This window comes from Novosphingobium mississippiense, assembly GCF_044029535.1.
Lineage (GTDB): Bacteria > Pseudomonadota > Alphaproteobacteria > Sphingomonadales > Sphingomonadaceae > Novosphingobium.
Map to the genome: position 1 here is coordinate 1,482,499 of NZ_CP147003.1, position 15,137 is coordinate 1,497,635.

Consider the following 15,137-nt stretch of genomic DNA (forward strand, 5'->3'; position numbering starts at 1 on the left):
AAGGGAGAGAGCATGAGCAAGCTGGTCTGGAGCCGCCGTGAGATGTTGGCCCAAAGCCTGGCAACATCCGCCGTTGTCGGTTCCATGGCGCTCACCGCGGGGCGGGCCAATGCGGCCCCCGTCGCCGCGAAGGAGCCGCTGGGCTCCGGCATCGCGCCGGGCGACGATGTGGTCTGGCTCGACGGCGGCGCTCCCACCACGCACGAAGGCCAGTCGTGGGGCCAGCCCTGGCCGCGCGGCACCCGGCTCGACAAGCGCGGCTACGTCCTTGAAGGCGCCGGCGGCGCGCGGGAGGCGGTGCAGACCTGGCCGATGGCCTGGTGGCCGGATGGCTCGATCAAGTGGACCGGCCATGCGACGGCTGCAAACGGTGGCCGCGCTGGCGGCCCCACTGGTGGTATGCGCGTCGTTCCCGGCAGCGCCAAGCCTGCGCAAACGCTGTTCGTGCGCGAGGCGGGCGATGCCATCACCGTCACCGTCGGCCAGACCGTCTGGACCGTGGGCAAAACCGGAGAGGCGCTGATCCGCTCCGCCCGCGTGGGCAATGCCGAAGTGCTGCAATCGGTGCGCCTGCTGGCCAGCGCGCAGGACCGGGCGGACGATGAGGAGGGCAGCCCCACCCTCGCCCGCTGGACCGGCACGATCGAAAGCGCCACCGTCGAACAGAGCGGCCCGATCCGCGCCGTCATCAAGCTGGACGGCCGCCATCGCGGCGCAGGAGGCAACGGGGTGGGCGACTGGATGCCCTTCTCCGTCCGCCTCTACTTCCACGCCGGGTCGGACAGCGTGCGGCTGGTCCATTCGATGATCTTCGACGGCGATCCCGCCAAGCGCTTCATCCGCGGCCTCGGCCTCGAAGGCGCGGTGCCGATGCGCGACAGGTTGCATGACCGCCATGTCCGCTTCGCGGGCGAGAGTGGGGGCCTCTGGGGCGAAGCCGTGCGCCCGCTGACCGGCCTGCGCCGCGATCCCGGCAAGGCCTTCCGCGATGCGCAAGTGGCGGGACAGGCGACGCCGCCGATGGACCAGATGGGCGCGGCGGTGCGCCAGAACCTGGAATATATCCCCGCCTGGGGAGACTTCCGCCTGCGCCAGCCCAATGCGGACGGCTTCTCGATCATCAAGCGCACCAAGCCAGGCTTCGGATGGATCGACGTGGACACGGCGGGCCGCGCGCCGGGCCTTGGCTATATCGGTGGCCCGTCCGGCGGCGTCGCCTTCGGGATGCATGACTTCTGGCAGCGCTGCCCGGTCGGCCTGGACGTGGCCGATGCGGCCAGCGACACCGCGCGCTTCACCGTCTGGTATCACGCGCCCGATGCCCCGGCGATGGACATGCGTTTCTATCACGACGTCATGGGCATGGTCAGCTACGAGGCGCAGAACCTGGGCCTCGACGTGACGTACGAGGACTACGAACCGGGCTGGGGTGACGCTTCGGGCATTGCCCGCACCACCGAGTTCCGCCTCTGGGCCCTGCCCGCCACGCCGCCGCGCGAACGGCTGGCGGCGATGGGGGCGGGCCTCGCCACGCCGCCGCGCATGGTCGCCAATGTCGCCCGCGTCCATTCGGCGGGACTGTTCGGCCCGTGGAGCCCGATCGCCGCAGGCGGCCCGCTGCGCGGCAAGATCGAGGCGCGCGCCAAGCAGGAACTCGATTTCTACATCGGGCAGGTCGACCAGCGCCGCTGGTACGGATTCTGGAACTACGGCGATGTCATGCACAGCTATGACAACGACCGGCACGTCTGGCGCTACGACATCGGCGGCTTTGCCTGGGACAACAGCGAACTCTCCACCGACATGTGGCTGTGGTACGGTTTCCTGCGCAGCGGCCGCGCCGATGTGTTCCGCCTGGCCGAAGCGATGACGCGCCACACCGGCGAGGTGGACGTCTATCACTCCGGCCGGTTCAAGGGCCTGGGCACCCGCCACGGCGTGCAGCACTGGGCGGACAGTTCGAAGCAGCAGCGCATTTCCAACGCCGCTTATCGCCGCTTCTACTACTACCTCTCCACCGACGAGCGCTGCGGAGACCTGATGCGCGCGCTGGTGGACAGCGATCACGCGCTGAAGACGGTGGATATCGGCCGCAAGGTCATGCACCGCGCGGATGCCAGCAAACCGCCTGCCGGCACCGGCGCGGTGGTGGCCGACCAGCCGCTGGCCGAAGGTCAGGTGTTCATGCAGTTCGGCACCGTCTGGGGATCGATGCTGGGCGCCTGGCTGACCGAGTGGGAACGCACACGCGACACCCGCTGGCGCGACCGGATCGTGGCCGGAATGCGCTCCATCGCGGCCATGCCCAAGGGCTGGCTGGCCGGCGGCGGCGCCTTCGATCTGGCCAGCGGGCGCTTCGTCAGCGGCGGCAACGAAGTGAACATGAGCCACCTCAACGGGGTGTTCGGCGTGTTCGAGATCACAGCAGAACTGCTGGAACTGCTGGACGAACCGGCATTCCGCAAGACCTGGCTGGAATACTGCGAACTCTACAACGCGCCGGAGGCGGAATTCCGCGCGCGCACCGGCGCATCGGGCAAGGGCCGCGCGCTGACGCAGGCCCATTCGCGCTATACGGCTTATGCCGGGGTGCAACTGGGCAAGCCGGACCTCGTCAAGCGCGCCTGGGGCGAATTCTTCGGCGCGGGTGACCGCGAGGGCCGCGACCAGACGCGCGGCGCGCACAAGGTGACCGGCGCCGCCGTGCTGAAGCCGGTGGACGAGATCAGCGAAGTTTCCACCAACGATGCCGCACAGTGGGGCATCGCCGCCACCGTGAACCTGACGCTGATCGGGGATGCCTTGGAATGAAACGCCTCGCCGCCTCCCTGATGCTGGTGCTGCTCACGGCGGCGGCGAACCCGCGAACGGACGACTTTCGCCACGGCCTTTCGCATTGGCGCGTGGAGGCGGAAGCGCCGTCCCGCGTCACCGCGAACGATGGCGTGATGGATATCGACGCGCCCAAGGGCATTTCGGTCTGGTGGGGAGAGGAACTCACCGGCCCCGTCGCCATCGAGTACGAGGTCATGGCCGTTTCGGAAGGCGGCCCGAACGACGCGGTGAGCGACGTCAATGCCTTCTGGATGGCCACTGACCCCGCGGCGCCGGACGGATCGCCCCTGACCCATCCGCGCAGCGGCGCCTTCGCGCGGTATGACACGCTGAAGACCTACTACGTGGGCATCGGCGGCAACCGCAACACCACCACGCGGATGCGCCGCTATGTGGGCGAACCGGGCAACCGCCCGCTGCTGCCCGAGCACGACCGTTCGGACGCGGCGGCGCTGCTGGTGGCGAACCGCTGGGTGCCGATGCGACTGGCTGCCGAGGATGGCCGGATCACCGTGGATTACGACGGCAAGCGGCTGTTCACGTTGGAAGATTCCGCGCCATACCGCCGGGGCTGGTTCGCCCTGCGCACGACCAAGAGCCATTTGCGCATTCGCAATTTTCGGATCGTTCGGCTCGCGACGGGGCGCTGAGGAGCCACAATGGCTCCTTTTCACACTCCCTCACATCAACTCTTTCGTCGCTCCCGTGCAGGCGGGGGCCCCGCTTTTCTTGCCGCAAAGCAAAAAGGTAGCGGGGTCCCCGCCGTCGCGGGGACGACGAGGCATTTTGCAAACGTTCCGCGTCGCTCACGCCCCGTCAGACGGAATCCGCAACCCATGCCGTGCGGCGAAGCGGGCGAAGCGCGTCAGCCACAGGCCCGCGCGGCCGTCCGGCTCGAACAGCGGCGCGCCGTGGCCGCCCTTCTCGATCACGTAAAGCTCGCTGGGGATCTTCGCCGCCCGGCACCCCTCGAACATCGCCAGGCTGTTGCTGCAATCGACCACGGTATCGTCCGCCGCATGGCCCAGCAGGATCGGCGGCGCGGTGGCGGGAACGTCGATATTCACCGAATAGCGGCGCGACAGCGCCTCGTCCGGGTTCGCGCCCAGCAGTTCGCTGCGCGACTGGGCGTGGGCCAGCGGCGGCACCATGCTGACCACCGGGAAGAACATGCCCGCCACGATCGGCCGCGCGTCCTGCGCGTCGGCGGCGTCGACCGGGTCGTAGACCTTGGCCGCAAAGCGCGTGGCGATGCTGCCGCACAAGTGCCCACCCGCCGAAAAGCCGATGGTCGCCACATTGGCGGGATCGACGCTCCACTTCGCGGCATGGGCGCGGATCACGCGCATGGCGCGCTGCGCATCCTGCAGGGGCGTGTCCGGCCCGCCGGTCCAGCCGTCATGCGGCAGGCGGTAAAGCAGTTCGAAGGCGGTGACGCCCTGCCCGGCAAACCAGCGCGAGATGGCGGACGGCCTGGTGCCCATGGCCACGCGCGCATAGCCGCCGCCGGGGAACATCAGCACCGCCGCGCCGGTCGGCTTGGCGGCCGGGCACACAGTCAGCATCGGCGTCGCCACATGCGGCCAGGCGAAATCGTCCGGGTTGTTCTTGTTGGAACGCAGCACGCGCTCCTCCTTCACGCCACCCTTGGGCAGCCCCGGCGGCGATCCCGGCCAGATCGGGAAACGCTCTACCGCGCCCACACCCTCACCGCCTTGCGCCAGCGCGCGGCCGGACAGCAACGGCACAGCCGCCAGCGCGCTCAACGAACCCAGGAATTGACGGCGATCACTCGACATATTGCACTCTCCCCGAAAGGTTATTCTATGCATCGGAACATGTTGAAATCCATCCGGACTTTGCCGCACTCATGGACGGAGGGCTTGGCATGATCGCCGCCTCCTTGCTGCTGCTCGCCGCGGCGACGGCGCCGGCCGCCGATGTTGCCCCCAAACCGCTGTTCCGCGATCCGGTGCATGACGGTGCCGCCGATCCCACCACGGTTTACGATCCGACGACGCGCGAATGGGTGATGTTCTACATCTGAAGGCGGCGTGGATGGGTGAGGGGCAACCTCCTGAAAAAACACAGGAACTGCCCCTAACACCACGGAAATATTATAAATTTTGTGATGGAATGTCGCCGAACGGTTGGACTTGGATGGACCGGGTTTGTCTCTGCTGGACGGCAGTTGTATCACGATTTGTATCATGTTTTTTTGGAGCGCAGGGGCCGGCAACGGAGTCGGCAATGACACGGAATCCATCATTTACGCCAACATCACTCGATGCAATCAAATCGGGGACAATCAAGGACCCTTCCACACCGGGGTTGAGCATCGAGGTTCTTCCGAGCGGCAAAAAGACTTGGCGGTATGTCCGCCGAGTTTCGGGTCGCGCTACGCTGGTAAGGCTGCGCCTGGGCGCCTATCCCGCGCTGAGTATCGCGGAAGCCAGGACACAAGCATCGACGTTGAATGAGATGTCCGAACAGGGGATCGATCCTCGTGTCGCGATGCAAGTCGAAATAGACCGGACGTCGATGACCGTTGATCGGGCGCACCAGCTCTACATCGCGGCTGTTCGGCATGGGCGTGCCGGATCTCCGAAGAGCGTGGTTCGGGAACAAACGATCATAGACAAAATCAAACTGCACCGCATGGTCTCCCCATCCATAGGAAACATATCCATTCATGAAGTCACCGAAAGTGACTTAATAAAAATTGTTTCAAAGAAAGCCTTGGTCGGAAAAATGATGGCCAATCGCCTGGCTTCTGAAATAATGTGCTTTTTTAAATGGTGTGCTGGCCTGCGTGGACTGGAGGTCGGATTAGAAACCGATCCGGCTCGACGCCTGAAGGATTTGAAATTTCCTCAATCACCCCGGAAGCGAACATTAGATTTGGATGAAATCGGCTGGTATTTGCGGGGTGTTGCAGAAGAAGACTCGCTCAACCGACGCCGTTGCATGCTTCTGTGGTTGCTCACGGCCACGCGCTACAGGGAGGTCCTTGGCGCGAGATCAGAAGAAGTGAAGAACGGCGTGTGGACGATCCCCGCGCATCGAGCCAAAAACGATCATGCTCATGCCATAAAGCTCGGTCCTTGGGGTCTAAGCTTGATCAAGTCTGAATCCGTTTGGGTTATTCCAAGCCCAATATTCGATGGCCCGTGGAGACATGGATGGTATTCCGCACGCGATCGCGTGTTGGGCCGCATGTCTCAATACGCAGGAAGAGAAATTGAACATTTCACTCCTCATGATCTTCGTCGAACTGTACGCAGCAACACGAAGCGCCTCAAAGTCGACTTTGAAACTGCCGAAGCCATGCTCAATCACCTCAAATCCGGAATGGAGCGCGTGTACGACAACTACGATCTGGAAGCTGAAAAAGCCGCTTGGTTCCTCAAATGGGAAAACGAAATTATCAGAATTGCCCATCTAGCCGGGGTGGCGAGGCAACTCGGTGTGCCTGAGGGCCCTCACGCGCAAACTGAATGAATTCGTGGGGGCAGATCTTCAAATCGCGGATTTGCCCCCTCCCAGCAGCTTGAAACTCGTTATCGCTGGAACGAGTGTTTTTCATTTCAAGAGTTAGCAAAATACTTCTCCAATCGATCAGCCTCACCCGAAGTAATCGGCATCACCGCGCCGTGCTTCGCCCCTGAGAAGTTCGTCGCCTTCATCGGAGATCCTGGGTCGTTAAATCGGCCCAGATTGTGAAAGTGCTTGAAATCCGTCGTCTCTGAAAAGCCCATATTATTGGGCTTGGCGCCGAATACGTCATACATAAGCACATAGGTCTTCGTTCCGGCCCGCCGCCAAAGATTAGGTGCTTCGGTCCCCGCCGTCTCGGGATCTACGGGCGTGGGATTGAACACATATTCGCCGTTTATCCTGTTCGAGACAGCCTGCCGAAGATGGCCCGGCCGCTCGTGGGCAACGTAGAACAAGTGGAACTTGTCTCCGATCCGCGTGATATCGCCGTCGATCGAGCCCACGTTAGCCTTCGGGTACTTGAACAGCGGAAGCGGCGACTGGGTAACGGTCGTGAAAGCATCATCGGCATAGGAATAGACCATGTGTTCTGTCCCGGTGCCATCGCGTGTCGTGTAGTACACCATCATCTTGCGCGCTTTCGGATCGTAGATCGTCTCCGGCGCCCAGGCTGCGCTCAGATTGCGGGTCTCGGGAAAAAGCTGGTCGACATGCACAATGGCGTGCGTCCAGTGAATGAGATCGCGCGACTTCATGAAGATCAGGGAGCGATTGTTTCCCCAGCCATAACCCTCCTTTGGCCGCTCCCACTCCGTATCCCGCAAGCCTTCGCGCTGCGCGTAGATGTGAAGGTCAGTCATGCTGAGGTAGAAAGCGCCATCGGGACCACGCACGATATGAGGGTCGCGGATACCTTTTTGCTCGGCAATGTCCCTCCCCTTCAGGACCGGCTTGCCGCCATTCACGTCCCTGAACGTGTAACCATCCCGGGAAACGGCGATATGAAGCGAGTGGGTCTCGTCCCGAAAGTAGACCAGCAGATAGGCCGTGAGTGCGCGATCGGCTGGAACCGGCAACGCCTTCTGGCCCGCAAGGCTCGGCACGATTTCAAGCTGCTTTTCCAAGCCCGCCTCACCGGACAGCGCGATGCCCGGCGTGGCCGAAACACAGAATGCGGCAAGCCCGGCAACAACCAGGCCTACACCCTTCGCCTTCATTTTATCTCTCCGCTTGGTAGGCAGTTTAAGGCATTTCATTCGACTTCGAGCACTGTCACGGACTTGGAAGGCACGACGATTTCCACATCGCTGCCCGCCAGGCGCACCGGCAATGGACGCGGCACGAAGGGGTCTGCTTTGTCGAAGGTGATGCGGGTATCGATACGATCGGCCGTGAGCGTCTGCGCGGTTGCACGGCGCCAGTGGCCGCCATTCAGATGTATGCTTAACCGGTTGGGCCGGGCCGGATCGAGATTGGCGATGGTGACATGCACCTTGCCACTCGCATCGCGGGAGGCCGACAGGTCGATGCTCGGCAAGCGAACATTCCCACGAACGTAGTCCGGCGTCTCAACCCTGACGGGCAAGGCCTTGGCACCTTGATGAGGCTTGTACATATCGAAGACATGGTATGTGGGCGTCACAACCATTGCGGCGCCCCGCGTCAGCACCAGCGACTGGATGACGTTCACCATCTGCGCCAGGTTCGCCATTCGCACCCGGTCGGCATGACGGTTGAAGATATTCAGGCTCTTTGCCGCAATCAGCGCGTCGCGCAGAGTACTTTCCAAGTAGAGCTGCGAAGGCGCATCCTTCTCGCTCTGGAACCAGCCGCCCCATTCGTCGACTGCGAGCGCGACGCGCTTTTCGGGATCGTACCTATCCATGATCTCCGAATGGCGACGAATGAGTTCGTCGGTCAGATCGGCCCGCGCCAGGGCGGCCGCCCACCCATTCTCGTCGAAATCGACGTTCCGGCCCTTTGCGTGCCAATCGTTGCCCGCGAAAGTGTAGAAGTGCAGCGACAGGCCCCACATCAACGGCCGATCGCTGGTTAGCGCCAGCGGCGTAGGCTGCTGCCGCCAGTTCATCGCCAGCGCCATCACGCGGTCCGTCCACGCGTAGTCGTCCGTATCGGCGCCCACCGCGATCAGCCTGGCACGCTCGCCCGAATAAGTCCGCAAGAAAGCCGCATAGTGCCGGAAGGCCGCAGCATAAGTATCCGCGGTCATGTTTCCACCGCAGCCCCAGCTTTCGTTGCCAACACCGATGAACGGCACTTCCCAGGGCTGAGCGCGACCGTTGGCCGCCCTCTCCTCACCCGGCGCACTGTCTTGAGGCGCGGTCATGTAACGAAGCCAGTCGTCGGCCTCTCGCACGCTGCCGCTGCCTACGTTCACGGAAACAAACGGCTTGGCACCGATCTGATCCAGGAAGTCCATGAATTCATGCGTGCCGAAGGCATTGGTTTCAGGAGACTTGCTCCAGGCAGCATTAAGCCCGCGGGGCCTCCCCTCGGAGGAGCCAATGCCGTCACGCCAATGGTAGCCATCTGCGAAGCATCCGCCAGGCCAGCGAATGACCGGAACCTTGATACGGCGCAGCGCGGCAACCACGTCGGAGCGGATGCCCCTCACATTCGGGATGGCGGAATCCGGGCCTACCCAGATACCCTCGTATACCCCTCGCCCGAGATGTTCGACGAACTGGCCGTAAATGTTGGGATCGATAGTTGGGCCGTCAGCACTCGCGGAAACAGTCGCATCCGAGTGGAGCGGGGTGTCGTCGATGCCGGCATCGGCCTTAGCCGGCCCCGTCACGCTTACCGCGATCAGGACCAAGGCGAGGCCGCTGGCCAGCCTCCCGCATGAATGCGCCATCTCAGCTCCCCTCAATTGTCGGAGTAGTGATGATGCCTGAACTTGCACGCGTCAACCACATTTTGGGACACGCGGTCACATAAAGGGCCGGCCTCGAAGTTTGTTATGGCTCAGTCGGTCGCCGAACCCCGGCATTCAAGCCGCTGCCAACAGACTGGACCGGTCGACTCTCTCAATATGGGGGTTTTCGTCCGGGCCCAGCCGCGCACTTCTTGGCCAGTGAACCGTTCTGGTTGCGCAACATTGGCCGGCTTCTCCAAGGGTTCTGACAAGTAGAGAGAACTCTCACCAGAGCGCGCGACTTTCGATCCATCGCATTACCTCATTCAGCCGAAAACGTGGGCATCGGCGATGCTTGCTTCGCCCGTTTCCTAATTCATACTCTCGAGGAAAGCCTTTGGGTCGTCGGGCTCTGAGGCGATCGATTTGTCTCCTGGAGAGACGGGCAATCTGCGCGAATTCGACAACCGTCAGCAGTCTATCCTGATCAGGCGCTGGCTGGTCCCCAATGCCCGACGGCGACGGAAAAAGCCTTTTCATTTTCCACGCCGCGCGAACAAGCGATCACTTTCCAGGTATGCTTCAAGCATTGCTGGCGCCAGTTCAGCCACCGTGGCCTTTTGCCCATAGCTCTGCTCGTAAGCCGCCGCATAGGCCTCCAGCCGCCGCAACAGATCTGGCATCAAATGGATCGACACCTTAACGGGTGTGCGATCGGGCAACTTCGACAACCTGACGTTCGTCATCGGCGTGGCTCCCCATTCCAGGGTGGGAGGACAAGATCACGGTGCACGACGAGGCGCACGGGCGCTCCAGGCCGGATTGTGATCGTGGGCTGTATCTGCAAACTGCGCGAAACCAGCTGATCCCCGGCGCGCGACACGCTCTGCTGCGTGGACTGCCGGATCGCCTGCACGAGATCGCTCTCACCCGTGAAGGTGAGTTCGCTGCCGACCCCAAGCAGCGTCGAGATCGCCGCCCCCTTGATGACCTGCCAGGTGTGGGCGTCGACCTGATCCTCAAGGCCCGCATATCCGGACATGTCGGTGGCCGGCACGTTATCGAGACGGACCGAACTTCCATCGGGCAGGACGATCCGCTGCCACACGATCAGCGCACGCTTCTGCCCAAAGGCCACGAGGCTATCGTAGCTGCCGATCAGCCGAGCGCCTTGCGGAATGAGCAAAGTCCGGCCGGTCGCGCTGTCGTAGACCCGCTGTGTCACTTGGGCGATCACCAGCCCCGGCAGGTCCGAGCGAAGACCGGTGATCAGGCTCCCGGAAATGACGCTGCCTGCCGACAGCATGTCCGCTGAGGCCGGCGGGGTCAGAGCGTGCGGCTCGATATCACCCGCCGTGTCCTTGCCGGCGACGAAGTCAGCTTTTCGCTGCTGGGCATTGGGGTCGGCCGTAAAGTCGATCGCGAGTTTCGTATCCGCACCGTTTGCCTGCGGTCCAGCTTGCTGGGCAGGTGACGCGGAAACCGACGCCGCAGGCAGGGTCGCCCCGGACTTGGCGCTCTCGAAGAAGAGGCCAGACTGACGCGCCGACCGTCGATCGTCTGCGGTGTGATCGACCGGAGGCTGCGACTTTACCGGTTCCGTTGAAGGCATAATCATCGAACCAGGCGTGGTCGAAGTACGCTGCTTCTCGACGATGGCCCGCCCCAGATCTCCTGGAAGCGGCGGCCCGAGCTTGGGCACCTGATCATAGCTTGCTGGCAGCCCATTGAGTGCGTCGGTCGGCGCCTTGGCCGGGGCCGCCGCACCGTCACCGCTCTGCCCAAGGCGAAGCTTGATCGGGCCAAGCGCATACCACGATGTTCCAGCGACGATCAGCGCGAAGGTCGCCGCCATACCGATCACAGCCTTGCGTTTGAAGCGGATTGCCCGTGGCGGCCTCGATCGCAGCGCCAGCGATTCCGGATCGACTTTCGGCGGAGGCGTGGTTGCAGCGCGGCCACCACCTTCTGGGCTGGCCTCCCCTGTGCCGGCCTGCGGGGCAGAACGATCGGGAATACGATCGTGGACGGGGTCGTCGCTCATCGTGCCCTCCCCTGAACTGCACCTTCAGCGACACGCTGGATGCGGACGACCTGCTGGTTCTTCGTCCCGAGCCGCAGTTCGGCGGCTGTGAAGATGCGGTCGACGATGTAGAACCGGCCCGCCATCCGGTAGTTGACCAGTTGGGCAGCGCCCCTCTCGTCGACCAGGAACAGCGGCGGCGCTTCGTCGACACCAATGGTTTCCGGCAGCTGGATAAAGGTCTGCCGGCCATCGTCGAAGGCTCGAAGCGGCCGCCAGGTCGGCTTGTCGCCGGATATCTCGTAATTGAAATGGAGGCTCTCCGGCGAGAGGCCGTCCGCAATTGGCCGCGCCGCCTCGGCCGCCGCTGCGGCCCGCTTGATGGCAACCAGTTCGTCGGCAGGGTACGTCCAGGAAAGCGCCGACATGGCGACGCCGCCACTGCTCGACAGCATGAGGTGGTAGGTCCGGCGATCGGTGGTGATAACGAGATTGGTGGAGAGGCCTGGCGAATAGGGTTTGACCAGTACATGGGTACGCTTGGTATCGCCTTGCCCGCTTGTCGTATCGCCGATCACCCAGCGCGCGGTGTCACCGCTTGCTACGGCGACAAGTGCCTCGCCAGCCTGAAGTCCAATGTCGGTAACCCGGTCAGGCGCGGTCATCACATGATAGATCGCCCCTTCAGAAAAGGCCTGGAGCTGCACTGCCTGCACAAACCGGCTGGCCTGCGGCTCGATCGTCGCCGCCCGGTTAGCCCGCTCGACGACAGCGGCATGCACGATGGCAGCGGGCGTCGCGAGTGCCGGATGGCTTGCAGCTGGAACAATGACGACGCCCACCAATACGACGAGCCTGTACGATTGCTTTCTCATGGTACGATCTCCGAGACTGACGGGTTTGCAGTTTCTGTCGGCGCGGGCTGAGGGATTGTCGCGGCGGAACTGGCGGGGCTCGCGGGTTCGAGCTCACGGCTCCAATCGATCGCCTCGACATAGATCCCGAGCGGGTTCCTCCGCAGAATGTCCGCACTGCGTGGCGGGCGGGTCAGGACGGTGAGAATCGCCGTCCAGTGCGACGAACCGGCCTTGGTGCCGCGCTCGTAGACCGTCTCGATCCATTTGACCTGGAACGACTGGTCGGAAGCGCGCACGACGCTGGTGACTTCGACCGAAACGCTGCGCTGCCCGAGGTTCGCGAATGGATCGGCCTCGCGAGCATAGCCATCGAGGAACCGGGCACCGCGCTGGCTCGCGAAATCGTAGGCCGAGAGCCAGTCGCGGCGCATCAGCACCGGATCGAGCGAGACGCCGCGCACGCACTCGATGAAACGGGCCAAGTGCCAGGCGATCTGAGGATCGCTGGGTGTAGCGGCGACGTCCGCCTCGCTCACCGCCCTCGACTCGCCGAGCCGGTCGACTTCGACGACGTAGGGGACGACTCGGCTCTGGAGCGACTGCCAGACAAGCGCGGTACCCATGACGCCGGCCATGCCGAGCGTACCGAAGGCCATGAGGCGCCAGTTACGTGCCTGGACCCGCGCGGAGCCGATGCGGTCATCCCAGACTTGCCCGGCCCGCTGGTACGGGGTCTCGGGCTGCGGAGTTTGCCCATATCGCTGGACGGCGCGTTTGAAGATCATCGTTCAGTCCTCCTTTTCCTTGATGTCAGGCGTGGCGGATGCACCGCCGCGATCGCCTTCCTTGATGGTGGAAAGCGCAATCTGGCGGTGATGACGGGCGTCCTGCTGGCGCCGCAAATCGCGCGCCCAGCCCGGAGCGGAACTGGTTGGAGTCGGGCCTGAAGCCGCGTTTGCTTCGGCGACGCCTTCCGCGCCTTCGAAGGCGGCGCGAGCTGCCGACCGGCCGCGCTCTGCGGCTTCGCCGATGCCGAATGCCTGGCTCGCTTTCTGGCGCGCCGCGCCGCCTGCGGCCTTTGCCATGCCGCCCAGCCCGGCACGCATGCTCTGCGCCCCCGCAGCGGACTGCCCCATGCTCCATGACGTCGAGGCGGCAGCACCCATGCTGGTGCCAGCACGAACCGCGCCAAGCGCTGTGGCACCGGCTACCTTGGCGGCGCCGACTGCACCGCCCGCGCCCATGGCGATGATGCCAGCCGCTCCGACGCCGGTGCCGAGCGCCGCACCTGCACCGAGCTGCGGTGCACCGGCGACAAGTCCCGAGGCGATGGATGGGCCGAAGATGCCAAGACCAAACAGAGCAAGGCTCGCCAGGACCAGACTCAGGGTTTGGCCAATGTCGGGCTCCTGCCCCTGCAGCGCTGAGGTGAACTCGTCGAAATAGCTGGAGCCGATGCCCACGATCACCGCCAACACCATGACCTTGATCCCTGAGCTGACGACATTGCCGAGCACGCGCTCCGCGAGAAAGGCGGTTCGGTTCCACAGTGCAAACGGCACGAGAATGAAGCCGGCAAGACTGGTCAGCTTGAACTCAAGGATCGTGACGAACATCTGCACGGCGAGGATGAAGAAGGCGAGGATCACCAGCAGCCAGGCGAGCAGCAGGATCACGATCGTCAGGAAATTGTCGAAAAACGTCGTGAACCCGAGCAGCTGCTTCACCTGATCGAGCAGCGGCCACGCGGCGGAAAAGCCGATCCCAGCCAAGCGCCCGGGCTTCAGCAGGTCGGCAGCCGTCAACGCTCCGCCACCGGCGGTAAGGCCAGCTTGCGCGAACGAACGGAACACGATGTCGCCGAGCGCCGAAAAATTGCCGATGATGAAGGCGAAGGCGCCGATGTAGAGGATCTTGCGGATGAAGCGCCCGAGGATGTTGTCCTCGCCGCCCATCGTCCAGAACAGGCCCGCCAGCGTCATGTCGATGCCGATCAGCGTCGCGGTCAAGAAATGCACATCGCCGCCAAGCAGACCGAAGCCGCTGTCGATGTAGGCGATAAAGCTCGTCAAGAAGCGATCGATCACGTTGAGGTCATTCATGGCGCTGCACTTTCCGTTTTGAGCCAGGATCACCGATCAGGTGGTGTCGCGGGACGCGGCCAGGGGCGCGGAAAACCGCGTCCCGCGACGCGGCGACAGGAGAGGTAGGACCGTCGCCGCAAACGATGTTGGGTCTGGAGCCGGAGCCGCGCGGCCCGGCACCCCGGTGCGCGGCTAGTTCGGCGTGTAGGCGGTGCCGCTACCGAGGAATTTGGTCGTGACCGCCTGCGCGTCGCTCGTCGCCTGCGTACGATTGGCGCGCTCGAGCGCGTCGGCGCGGTACTGCGCGGCGAGCAGCTGCTGGATCTGGAATTGCTGCTTCGCCGTGAGCGCGAGCAATTGGTTGGTGGCCTGGCTCGCCTGCAGCGCACCTTCGGCGCTCTGGCTCCGCTCGACCATCGCCGAGAGCGCGGAGGCATCGCTCTGGATATTCTCGACGACCTGCGCCTGCACGGTCATCGTGTGCTGGTACGCGGTCATCTCGGTATCGAGACGGGTCTTTGCCGCCGAGACCTGACTGCTCAGCGAGAGCGACCCGTTGCTGGCGGGATAGAGTTTGCTGAACTGCTGACTGAGCGTCGAGACTTGAAACTGGATACCTTGCGCCTGCCCCATTAGCACGTCGATCTGCTGGAGCGTTTGCGTGAGCGCCTGAAGTTCCGGAAAGCTGATGGTCGAGAGGTTCTTGCCCTGATTGAGCAGGCTCTGCGCTTCGTTCTGCAATGACTTGATCTGGTTGTTGACCTGCTGAAGCGTGCGCGCCGCCGTCAGCAGGTTCTGGCTGTAGTTGGTCGGATCGTAGACGATGAGGGCGTGTGCGGGCGCGGGTGGATAGATGACTGCCGCAGCCGTGCCGCCGGCCAGCACCAGGCATCCGGCGATCATGAGCGAGGAGCGGGAACGCGATTTCACGAACATGGGTCTTCTCCTTTGATGAAGCGGGG

13 protein-coding genes are annotated in these 15,137 nt (G+C 63.6%); 4 read left to right on the forward strand and 9 right to left on the reverse strand.

Annotation, left to right across the window (positions count from 1 at the left end):
* Nucleotides 1-12 precede the first annotated feature (12 nt).
* Entirely contained in the window at nucleotides 13-2,811 is a 2,799-nt protein-coding gene (locus WBP06_RS24965; protein WP_395335036.1) for a Tat pathway signal sequence domain protein, read from the forward strand.
* Nucleotides 2,808-3,485: a DUF6250 domain-containing protein gene (locus WBP06_RS24970; RefSeq protein ID WP_395335038.1), complete on the forward strand. Its 678-nt coding sequence runs from the start codon at nucleotides 2,808-2,810 to the stop codon at nucleotides 3,483-3,485. The genes WBP06_RS24965 and WBP06_RS24970 overlap by 4 nt, the downstream gene beginning before the upstream one ends.
* A 156-nt stretch (nucleotides 3,486-3,641) precedes the next feature.
* Here the strand turns inward: WBP06_RS24970 and WBP06_RS24975 are convergent, their stop codons facing one another.
* The gene (locus WBP06_RS24975; RefSeq protein ID WP_395335040.1) at nucleotides 3,642-4,634 is read right to left on the reverse strand and encodes an alpha/beta hydrolase; all 993 of its coding nucleotides are present in this window, start codon (nucleotides 4,632-4,634) and stop codon (nucleotides 3,642-3,644) included.
* Between the two features lie 89 nt (nucleotides 4,635-4,723).
* Between WBP06_RS24975 and WBP06_RS24980 the strand changes: the two genes are divergently transcribed.
* Nucleotides 4,724-4,882, forward strand: a complete 159-nt coding sequence (locus WBP06_RS24980) for a hypothetical protein (protein WP_395335042.1) — start codon at nucleotides 4,724-4,726, stop codon at nucleotides 4,880-4,882.
* 203 nt (nucleotides 4,883-5,085) lie between these two features.
* Entirely contained in the window at nucleotides 5,086-6,336 is a 1,251-nt protein-coding gene (locus WBP06_RS24985) for a tyrosine-type recombinase/integrase (RefSeq protein WP_395335045.1), read from the forward strand.
* A gap of 86 nt (nucleotides 6,337-6,422) precedes the next feature.
* On the opposite strand, the gene WBP06_RS24990 is transcribed toward WBP06_RS24985, so the two are convergent.
* The 8 genes from WBP06_RS24990 to trbJ form a co-directional block, all read right to left on the reverse strand.
* Nucleotides 6,423-7,550 carry a glycoside hydrolase family 43 protein gene (locus tag WBP06_RS24990; protein WP_395335047.1) on the reverse strand — a complete coding sequence of 376 codons (1,128 nt, stop codon included), beginning with the start codon at nucleotides 7,548-7,550 and terminating at the stop codon, nucleotides 6,423-6,425.
* Nucleotides 7,551-7,585: 35 nt separating this feature from the next.
* Nucleotides 7,586-9,211, reverse strand: coding sequence for an alpha-N-arabinofuranosidase (locus WBP06_RS24995; protein WP_395335049.1), 1,626 nt, complete (start codon nucleotides 9,209-9,211; stop codon nucleotides 7,586-7,588).
* Between the two features lie 536 nt (nucleotides 9,212-9,747).
* Complete coding sequence (locus WBP06_RS25000; protein WP_395335052.1) at nucleotides 9,748-9,957, reverse strand: DUF2274 domain-containing protein; 210 nt, start codon at nucleotides 9,955-9,957, stop codon at nucleotides 9,748-9,750.
* Nucleotides 9,954-11,255: a TrbI/VirB10 family protein gene (locus WBP06_RS25005; RefSeq protein WP_395335054.1), complete on the reverse strand. Its 1,302-nt coding sequence runs from the start codon at nucleotides 11,253-11,255 to the stop codon at nucleotides 9,954-9,956. Before WBP06_RS25005 ends, WBP06_RS25000 begins: the two co-directional genes overlap by 4 nt.
* Nucleotides 11,252-12,109, reverse strand: coding sequence for a P-type conjugative transfer protein TrbG (trbG, locus tag WBP06_RS25010; protein ID WP_395335057.1), 858 nt, complete (start codon nucleotides 12,107-12,109; stop codon nucleotides 11,252-11,254). The genes WBP06_RS25005 and trbG overlap by 4 nt, the downstream gene beginning before the upstream one ends.
* A complete protein-coding gene (gene trbF, locus WBP06_RS25015; protein WP_395335059.1) occupies nucleotides 12,106-12,876 on the reverse strand; it encodes a conjugal transfer protein TrbF in 771 nt (256 codons plus the stop codon). Before trbF ends, trbG begins: the two co-directional genes overlap by 4 nt.
* Before the next feature lie 3 nt (nucleotides 12,877-12,879).
* Nucleotides 12,880-14,193, reverse strand: coding sequence for a P-type conjugative transfer protein TrbL (gene trbL / locus WBP06_RS25020; RefSeq protein WP_395335061.1), 1,314 nt, complete (start codon nucleotides 14,191-14,193; stop codon nucleotides 12,880-12,882).
* A gap of 174 nt (nucleotides 14,194-14,367) precedes the next feature.
* Nucleotides 14,368-15,111, reverse strand: a complete 744-nt coding sequence (gene trbJ / locus WBP06_RS25025; protein ID WP_395335063.1) for a P-type conjugative transfer protein TrbJ — start codon at nucleotides 15,109-15,111, stop codon at nucleotides 14,368-14,370.
* Nucleotides 15,112-15,137 lie beyond the last annotated feature (26 nt).

Excerpts from the sequence above, each read along its gene's own strand:
- WBP06_RS24965 (WP_395335036.1), top strand. The coding sequence starts at position 13 with ATGAGCAAGCTGGTCTGGAGCCGCCGTGAGATGTTGGCCCAAAGCCTG.
- WBP06_RS24970 (WP_395335038.1), top strand. The coding sequence starts at position 2,808 with ATGAAACGCCTCGCCGCCTCCCTGATGCTGGTGCTGCTCACGGCGGCG.
- WBP06_RS24975 (WP_395335040.1), bottom strand. The coding sequence starts at position 4,634 with ATGTCGAGTGATCGCCGTCAATTCCTGGGTTCGTTGAGCGCGCTGGCG.
- WBP06_RS24980 (WP_395335042.1), top strand. The coding sequence starts at position 4,724 with ATGATCGCCGCCTCCTTGCTGCTGCTCGCCGCGGCGACGGCGCCGGCC.
- WBP06_RS24985 (WP_395335045.1), top strand. The coding sequence starts at position 5,086 with ATGACACGGAATCCATCATTTACGCCAACATCACTCGATGCAATCAAA.
- WBP06_RS24990 (WP_395335047.1), bottom strand. The coding sequence starts at position 7,550 with ATGAAGGCGAAGGGTGTAGGCCTGGTTGTTGCCGGGCTTGCCGCATTC.
- WBP06_RS24995 (WP_395335049.1), bottom strand. The coding sequence starts at position 9,211 with ATGGCGCATTCATGCGGGAGGCTGGCCAGCGGCCTCGCCTTGGTCCTG.
- WBP06_RS25000 (WP_395335052.1), bottom strand. The coding sequence starts at position 9,957 with ATGACGAACGTCAGGTTGTCGAAGTTGCCCGATCGCACACCCGTTAAG.
- WBP06_RS25005 (WP_395335054.1), bottom strand. The coding sequence starts at position 11,255 with ATGAGCGACGACCCCGTCCACGATCGTATTCCCGATCGTTCTGCCCCG.
- trbG (WP_395335057.1), bottom strand. The coding sequence starts at position 12,109 with ATGAGAAAGCAATCGTACAGGCTCGTCGTATTGGTGGGCGTCGTCATT.
- trbF (WP_395335059.1), bottom strand. The coding sequence starts at position 12,876 with ATGATCTTCAAACGCGCCGTCCAGCGATATGGGCAAACTCCGCAGCCC.
- trbL (WP_395335061.1), bottom strand. The coding sequence starts at position 14,193 with ATGAATGACCTCAACGTGATCGATCGCTTCTTGACGAGCTTTATCGCC.
- trbJ (WP_395335063.1), bottom strand. The coding sequence starts at position 15,111 with ATGTTCGTGAAATCGCGTTCCCGCTCCTCGCTCATGATCGCCGGATGC.